Origin of the sequence: Rhodopila sp., assembly GCF_035548235.1 — a bacterium.
In the GTDB taxonomy this organism is placed as follows: Bacteria; Pseudomonadota; Alphaproteobacteria; order Acetobacterales; family Acetobacteraceae; genus Rhodopila.
On sequence record NZ_DASZTJ010000054.1, the window covers coordinates 1 to 7,945 of the forward strand.

General features: G+C 68.1%; 7 protein-coding genes and 1 tRNA gene. 5 read left to right on the top strand and 3 right to left on the bottom strand.

Features of this window, described 5'->3' with window-relative positions; genetic code table 11:
• A partial coding sequence (locus tag VHB27_RS04650; RefSeq protein WP_325597762.1) for a metal ABC transporter solute-binding protein, Zn/Mn family occupies nt 1-791 on the bottom strand: 791 nt, incomplete at its 3' end.
• Between the two features lie 94 nt (nt 792-885).
• Here VHB27_RS04650 and VHB27_RS04655 point away from each other — a divergent pair.
• Nucleotides 886-1,587, top strand: a complete 702-nt coding sequence (locus VHB27_RS04655) for a M48 family metallopeptidase (RefSeq protein WP_325597763.1) — start codon at nt 886-888, stop codon at nt 1,585-1,587.
• Between the two features lie 158 nt (nt 1,588-1,745).
• Here the strand turns inward: VHB27_RS04655 and VHB27_RS04660 are convergent, their stop codons facing one another.
• Nucleotides 1,746-2,258 (bottom strand): copper chaperone PCu(A)C, encoded by a 513-nt coding sequence (locus VHB27_RS04660; RefSeq protein WP_325597764.1) that lies wholly within the window; start codon nt 2,256-2,258, stop codon nt 1,746-1,748.
• Nucleotides 2,259-2,419: 161 nt separating this feature from the next.
• Here VHB27_RS04660 and VHB27_RS04665 point away from each other — a divergent pair, with 161 nt between their 5' ends.
• The 4 genes from VHB27_RS04665 to VHB27_RS04680 all read left to right on the top strand — a co-directional run bounded on the left by VHB27_RS04665 (nt 2,420) and on the right by VHB27_RS04680 (nt 6,815).
• On the top strand, nt 2,420-3,853 hold the full coding sequence (locus VHB27_RS04665) for an NAD-dependent succinate-semialdehyde dehydrogenase (protein ID WP_325597765.1): 1,434 nt from the start codon (nt 2,420-2,422) through the stop codon (nt 3,851-3,853).
• 192 nt (nt 3,854-4,045) lie between these two features.
• Nucleotides 4,046-4,122: transfer RNA gene (locus tag VHB27_RS04670), tRNA-Trp, on the top strand.
• 213 nt (nt 4,123-4,335) lie between these two features.
• The gene (locus tag VHB27_RS04675; RefSeq protein ID WP_325597766.1) at nt 4,336-5,835 is read left to right on the top strand and encodes a DegQ family serine endoprotease; all 1,500 of its coding nucleotides are present in this window, start codon (nt 4,336-4,338) and stop codon (nt 5,833-5,835) included.
• A gap of 188 nt (nt 5,836-6,023) precedes the next feature.
• Complete coding sequence (locus VHB27_RS04680) at nt 6,024-6,815, top strand: DUF72 domain-containing protein (RefSeq protein ID WP_325597767.1); 792 nt, start codon at nt 6,024-6,026, stop codon at nt 6,813-6,815.
• A 79-nt stretch (nt 6,816-6,894) separates the two neighbouring features.
• Here VHB27_RS04680 and VHB27_RS04685 read toward each other — a convergent pair.
• The coding region (locus VHB27_RS04685; protein ID WP_325597768.1) for a CrcB family protein at nt 6,895-7,945 on the bottom strand (1,051 nt) is incomplete at its 5' end.

The window sequence follows — 7,945 nt, forward strand, 5'->3', positions numbered from 1 at the left end:
GGTACCGCCCCGGTCTCCCGCGCCAGCATCTTCGCCATGCGGTCGCTGGTCATGTTCTCGATGAAGACGGCATGGATCTTCTCGCGCTTGATCTGCCGGACCAGTGCGGCGATCTGCTTGGCCGAAGGTTCGGACTCGGTGCTGATCCCCTCGGCGGCGAGGAACTCGATGCCGTAGCGCGCGCCGTAATAGCCGAACGCGTCATGCGTGGTGATGATCCGGCGCCGGTTGGCGGGGATGGAGGCGAAAGCGGCCTCGATGCGGGCGTCGGCCTGGCGGATCGCGTCCTCATACGCGGTGGCGGCGGAGGCGTAGGCCTGGGCATGCGCGGGATCGGCGGCTGACAGTCCCGCCGCGATCGATTGGGCATACAGCACGCCGTTCTGGGGGTTTTGCCAGGCATGCGGGTCCGTGGCGATGGCGCCATCCTCTTTCATGGTCCGAGGCTTGACCTGGGCCGCGGCCACGATCGTCCGGCCCTTGAAGCCGGCGGCGCCGGTCAAGCGGGCCATCCAGCCCTCCAGCCCCAGGCCGTTCTCCACCACCGCCGAGGCCGCGACCACGTCGCGCAGGTCGCGCGGAGCCGGCTCATAGATATGGACGTCCTGGTTGGGGCCGACCAGCACGCGGACCGAGACATCGTCCCCGCCGACGGACGCGACCATGTCGCCCAGGATCGAGAACGTCGCGATCAGGGGGAGCTTCCCCCTTGTCGCCTGTCCCGCCGCCGCGCGGCTCGGCTTTGGGGCGACGGCGAACAGGGCGGCGGCGAGAAGGTGGCGGCGGCGCATGGGGGTTCTCTGGAACGTTATACCATAACATTCATACGAGGGTCCGGTTCACACGTCCATTGACGAATCACCCCGGCCCCGGTGCATTGACGCAATGGAGGAGTTTCCCCCCGAAACGCTCGCCCTGCCGGCCGGTCCCGCTCGGGTCTGCTGGCGCCGGAACAAGCGTGCGCGGCGCATCTCCTTGCGGATCGACCCGACCGGAGGTGCCGTCGTCGTGACCCTGCCCATGCGCGCCAGTCGGAAGGCCGGGATGGCCCTGTTGATGGGGCATGCCGATTGGGTGTCCGACCGGCTGGCCGCGCTGCCCGAGGCGGTGGCGCTGACCGATGGCGCGACGGTGCCGATCTGCGGCGTGCCGCACCGGATCCGCCACGTGCCCCAGGCGCGCGGGGCGGCCTGGCTGCTGGACGAGGAACTGCACGTGACGGGCGCGCCCGAGTTCGTGGAACGCCGCGCCCGCGACTTCCTGCGGCAGGAGGCGAAGCGCCGTCTCGGGGCGCTGGCCATGGCGAAGTCCGGGCTGATTGGCGTGTCGCCGAAGCGCGTAACGGTGAAGGACACCAGGACCCGCTGGGGAAGCTGTGCGCCGGACCGGTCGCTGATGCTGAGCTGGCGGCTGGTGATGGCCCCGACCTTCGTGCAGGACTACGTCGTGGCGCACGAGGTCGCGCATCTGCGGCATATGAACCATGGCCGGCAGTTCTGGGCCCTGGTGGACGAACTGACCCCGCACACCAAGTCGGGGATCGCCTGGCTGCGGACCGAGGGCGCGCGGCTGCTGCGGATCGGGTGACCGCCCAACCGCCCCCGTCATAGCCAGACCTCGTCACGGCCCGACCCCGTAACGGCGTTACCCCGTCATGGCCCGGTCGAGTCGGGCCATGACGTAGAAGGTCCTGTCGTGACGCAGATCGCTCGCCCGTGACAAGGAAGCGCCCTGTCGCGATAGCCCTATTGCGTCTTCCCCATCATCCCGTGGTTCATCCCGCCATGGTCCATCCCGCCCATCGGATGGCCCTGCATCGCGGCGGCGCCGATCGGGCGTACCGCCACGGTCACCGTCACCGGCGCGGAATGCGCGAAGGTCAGCGTCAGCGGGAAGTCCTGCCCCGCCACCAGCGGGTGGTGCAGGTTGAACATCATGATGTGGTAGCCGCCGGGGCTGAGCGTCACCGTCTTCCCGGCCGGGATGTCGAGGGTATGGACGGCGCGCATCCGCATGATGCCGCCTTCGTTCGTGCTTTCATGCACCTCGGCGGTCTGCGCGACAGGCGTGCTGGCACCGATGAGCTGATCGGCCTGGGCGCCAGCCGTCAGCGATACATAGGCGGCGCCCGTGCTCGCAGGGCCGGCCGAGGCGCGGGCCCAGGCGTTGGTGACCTGGACGTCCGGCGGTGCCGCCCAGGCGCCGGGGGCAATGGCCAGGAGCAGGGTGGCGGCGAGGGCGGTCATCATCGTGCGCATGGGCGCCCTTCAACCACCGCTCGGGTGCTTCGGCAAGGGCCTCGGACGCTGTGCGTGTATGGACATAGCGGCATCCGCATGGTTGAACCCTCGGCAAACTGGTGCCATCTGCCGCGTCTGTCAGGCAGGCAGCAGCCGACGATCAGAAAGGGTAGGACAGCATGTATTCCGACGTAACGCTTTTCATCGACGGCGCCTGGACCAAGGCGGCCGGCGGCCGCACCATCGACGTCGTCAACCCCGCCTCGGGCGAGAAGATCGGCACCGTCGCCCATGCCGACAAGTCCGACCTGGACCGTGCGCTGGAAGCGGCGGAGAAAGGGTTCCATGTGTGGCGGAAGGTGTCGGCGTTCGACCGCTCCAAGGTCATGCGCAAGGCCGCCGACATCCTGCGCGAACGGGCTGACGCCATCGCGCGGCTGCTGACCATGGAGCAGGGCAAGCCGCTGGCCGAGGCCAAGGGCGAGACGCTGGCCGGCGCCGACGTCATCGACTGGTTCGCCGAGGAAGCCCGCCGCGCCTATGGCCGCGTCATCCCGGCCCGCGCCGAGGGCGTCTATCAGTTGGTGATCAAGGAACCGGTCGGTCCGGTCGCCGCCTTCACGCCCTGGAACTTCCCGATCAACCAGGTGGTGCGCAAGCTGTCCGCGGCGCTGGCCGCCGGCTGCTCGATCATCGTCAAGGCGCCGGAAGAGACCCCGGCCTCCCCGGCGGAGCTGATCCGCGCGTTCGCGGACGCCGGCGTGCCGGCCGGCGTGATCAACCTGGTCTACGGCGTGCCGGCCGAGATCTCGGAGTACCTGATCCCGCATCCGATCATCCGGAAGATGTCGTTCACCGGCTCGACCGCCATCGGCAAGCAGCTTGCGGCGCTGGCCGGGGCGCATATGAAGCGCGTGACGATGGAACTGGGCGGCCATGCTCCGGCGATCGTGTTCGACGACGCCGACGTCGCGGTCGCCAGCAAGGTGCTGGCCGGTGCGAAGTTCCGCAACGCCGGCCAGGTCTGCGTGTCCCCGACCCGCTTCCTGGTGCAGGAGAAGGTGTACGACCAGTTCGTCGAGAGCTTCGTGCAGCACGCCAAGACGTTGAAGATCGGTGACGGCTTGGACACCGGCACGCAGATGGGCCCGCTGGCCAATACCCGCCGTATCACCGCGATGGAGACGCTGATCGGCGACGCGCAGCAGAAGGGCGCCCGCGTGAAGACCGGCGGCAACCGGATCGGCAACAAGGGCAACTTCTTCGAGCCGACCGTCATCACCGACGTCCCGCTGGAAGCCCGCGTGATGAACGAGGAGCCGTTCGGCCCGCTGGCGGTGATCTCGCCGTTCAAGGGCATGAACGACGTCGTGGCCGAGGCGAACCGGCTGCCCTACGGCCTGGCGTCCTACGCCTTCACCCGGTCGGCGAAGACGGCGAACCAGATCGCCGCCTCGGTCGAGGCGGGGATGATGACCATCAACCACCTGGGCTTGGCGCTGCCGGAGGTTCCGTTCGGCGGTGTGCGGGACTCGGGCTATGGTTCGGAAGGCGGGTCGGAGGCGATCGAGGCCTATCTGAACACCAAGTTCGTCACCCAGGCCGGCCTGTAGCCACATGGCGGACAGGGGCGGCATCGGCCGTCCCTGTCCCGTGCGGCAGTCCCATCCGGTGTCCCCCAATGGGCACGCATCCCGACATTCGACGCGCGACCCGGGCCGCCCCGCGACTCCTATTTGACTTCGACGGGAAATCGTATATCCCCAGGCGCCTCGCTGGGGTCGGATCGCGGTCCCGATGGGCGAAGGGGTGTAGCTCAATTGGCTAGAGCGCCGGTCTCCAAAACCGGAGGTTGGGGGTTCGAGACCCTCCACCCCTGCCATCGCCTACCATAACCGGCCTTTTCGGCCGGACCGCCTGCCGGTCGCGCGCCGGCCGGAATGACGCGAGTTTAATCGCTCCGCCTAGAGAACGGTTAACCGCGCGTCCGCATGTTCCGAACGTCTTCGGTGCTCCTCGACGAAACCGCAACCGCACCGAACGCGTCACATGATCCGGGCAAAGACCCAGATACGGAACAGGAGCCAAAGGTCGTATGGATACGCAACAACCGTCCCGGTCGGGCAAGACCCTACGCTATTCGGCGCTCGCCGTCGCGCTGCTCGCCAGCACCGCGCTGGGCGGATACGCGCTGGGCGATCGCGCCCTCGCGCAAGCGCCGGTCAATCCACCGGATACGCAACTGCAAGCGCATGCGCTGCCGGACTTCACCAACCTCGTGACGCAGGTGAAACCTGCCGTGGTGTCGATCACCAATAAGTTGAAGGCGACGCCCGCGTCTTTCGACAGCGGGGAAGGCCAGGGGCCGATGCAGCAGCTTCCGTTCCCCTTCAACCAGATGATCCCGCAGCATCCCCAGGCCCATGCCGTGGAGGCTCGGGGGTCCGGCTTCATCATCAGCGCCGATGGCTATGTGGTGACCAACAACCACGTGGTGAAGGACGCGAAGTCCCTGAGCGTGACGCTGGATGACGGCACGGTGCTGCCGGCCAAGGTCATCGGCACCGATCCGCGCACCGACATCGCGCTGCTGAAGATCGACGCGAAAAAGCCGCTCCCCTTCATCCATCTCGGCAATTCGCGTGACGTGAAGCCGGGCGAGTGGGTCGTGGCGATGGGCAATCCGTTCGGCCTGGGCGGAACGGTGACCGCCGGCATCGTCTCGGCGGTCAGCCGCGATATCGGCGCCGGCCCGTACGATCAGTTCATCCAGGTCGACGCACCGATCAACCAGGGCAACTCGGGCGGCCCGCTGTTCACCCAGGACGGCAAGGTGATCGGCATGAACACCGCGATCCTCTCGCCCAGCGGTGGGTCGGTCGGCATCGGCTTCGCCATCCCCTCCGACATGATCAGCGCCGTAACGCAGCAGCTTGAGAAGACCGGTCACGTGACCCGCGGCTTCATGGGCGTGGAGGCCCAGGAGATCACGCCGACGACGGCCGAGGCGATGCATCTGAAGCCGAACCAGGGCGCGCTGCTGGCCGGCGTGCAGCCTGACAGCCCCGCCGCCAAGGCCGGTCTGCAGCCGGGCGACGTGATCGAGCAGGTGAACGGCATCCAGATCAAGAACCCGCGTGAGCTGGCGGTCAACGTCGCCGGCGTGAAGCCGGGCGACGAAGCGCATCTGACGGTGCTGCACGACGGGCAGACCAAGGATGTTGCCGTCAAGGTCGAGCAGATGCCGAACGATCAGACGGCCAGCAACGACAATCACGGGGTCGAGAAGAAAGGCCGCATCGGCCTGGCCCTGGCGCCGCTTTCGCCTGACCTGCGCGGTCAGTTGGACGTGCCGGAAGGCACCAAGGGCGCGGTCGTGCGAGCGGTGCAGCCTGGCTCTCCGGCCGACGCGGCCGGGCTTCAGGCGGGCGACGTGATCGTCGGCGTCGGTACCCATCCGGTCGACAACCCGGAAGCCGCGGTGAGGGCGATCCGCACCGCGACCACCAACGACCATGCGGTGGCGCTGCGGGTCCTGCGCAACGGCCAGCCGCTGTTCGTCGGCGTGAACCTGGACCAGAACGACCAGGGCTGAGGCCTTCCGCCACCAGGCCGGGCCAAGTCCGGCCTGGTGGCGCGCCCGCCCCTGGAGGCGCGCCCGCCCTGACGAAAGAGGCGTCCACCTTGTCCGCGGGCCCGGCCTTGATCCCGGCCCGCGGCGCCCTGTAACCAGAACATGGCCGATGCGTTCTCAAGGCCGGACACAGGACAGGGGCTGGCAGCATGTCGCATATCCGCGTGGGGATTGGTGGCTGGACCTTCGAACCGTGGCGCGGGACCTTCTATCCGAAGGGGCTTCCGCAGAAGCGCGAGTTGGAATTCGCCAGCCGAGCGCTGACCTCGATCGAGGTGAATGGGACGTATTACGGCTCGCAGAAGCCGGACAGCTTCGCCCGCTGGCACGACGAGACGCCCGATGATTTCGTGTTCGCGCTGAAAGGCCCTCGTTTCGTTACCAACCGGCGCGTATTGGCCGAGGCAGGATCGTCGATCGAGCGCTTCTTCGCGTCCGGCGTGCTGCTGCTGCGCGACAAGCTGGGACCGATCAACTGGCAGTTCATGGGGACCAAGGCGTTCGACCGGGACGACTTCGCGGCTTTCCTCAAGCTGCTGCCGCGAACCGTGGAAGGGCGGGCGATCCGTCACGCGGTCGAGGTCCGGCACGAAAGTTTCCGATGTGCCGAGTTCATCGATCTCATCGCTGACCATGGCGTCGCGGTCGTGACGGCGGGCGATTCCAAGTATCCCCAGATCGCCGATGCCACTGCGCCGTTCGTCTATGCCCGCATCATGGGGACGACGGAAAATGAAGCCACCGGCTATTCGTCCGCCGCCCTCGCCGCCTGGGCCGACCGCGCTCGGGCCTGGTCGCGCGGCGGGGTGCCTGACGATCTGCAGGCCGTCTCCAAGCCAAAACAAACGAAAGCCGGCCGGGACGTATTCCTTTATGTCATCAGCGGGTTCAAGGAACGCAACCCGGCCGCCGCGATGTCGCTGATCGAGCGGCTACGCTGACCCCGCCTCCGGTCATCGCGCTTGTTGGTTTGACCGCGCGATTCAGACCTGCGGCGATGCCGCCTCCGGTCATCGCGCTTTAGTGCCGCATCCATAGCGGCAAGTCCGCCTTCGCCAGCATCGTCCGGGTGGCGCCGCCGAAGATCCGTTCGCGCCATTCCCCATGCGCGAACGCTCCCATCACCAGCAGGTCCGCCCCCGCCTGGTGCGCGCCCGCCAGCAGCACGTCGCCGACCGGTTCGTCGACCGCCAGTTGGTGCAGGGTCGTGGCGATGCCATGCTCCGTCAGCGTCGGCGGCACGCTGGCAGTGTCGCCGGCGCACAGCACATGCACCGCCCGCGCCTTCCTCAGCAGGTCCAGGCTGGAGCGTAGGGCCTTCGCCGCTCGCTCGTCGTCCTTCCAGGCAATGGCGACGACGTCGCCGAACGGCCGCGGGTGCCCCGGTGGGATGACCAGCACCGGGCGGTCCGTCTCGAACAGCGCGGCGTGCAGGCAATCGCGCATCCGCTCCGGCTCATGGTCCTCCGGCCGCTCGATCACGATCGCATCGGCATGGCGTCCCTGGTCGGCGGCGATCTGGGCGGCGTCGCCTTCGACATCGATGAAATCCACCGGCATGCCGGGGATCGAGGCCCAGGCTGTGACGCGCTTGCGAAGCGCCTGGGCCCAGCCTTCCTGTTCCGCCCTGACCGAGGTTTCGCGTTCGGCGGTCATGACTTCCTCGGACGGCAGGATGGTGTCGACCGGCGGCATGCGCACGGCCAGCGCCGTGATCCGGCCGCCGCCGAGCGTCCGCAGCAGGCCCGAGGCGGCGTCGAGCAGCGCATCCGCTCGCTCCGGCCGGTTCAGCACGGCGACGGCGGTGTGGGCCGGCACGGGACGTTCCGCACGATCGATGCCGGAACGCGCGCCTTTCAGCGACTCCGCGCCGTAATGGCCGGCGGTGACGGCGGCCAGGCATAGCACGATCGACAACGCGACGTTCCCCATCGCCTGCGCGAACCGCCCGTCGCGGGCAAGGTCCAGGGTCTGCAGGCTGAAGGACGAGAAAGTCGTGAACCCGCCGCAGATGCCCACCATCACGAGCGCCCTGACGTCGGCAGGGACGGCGAGGCGGTTTTGTCCGGCC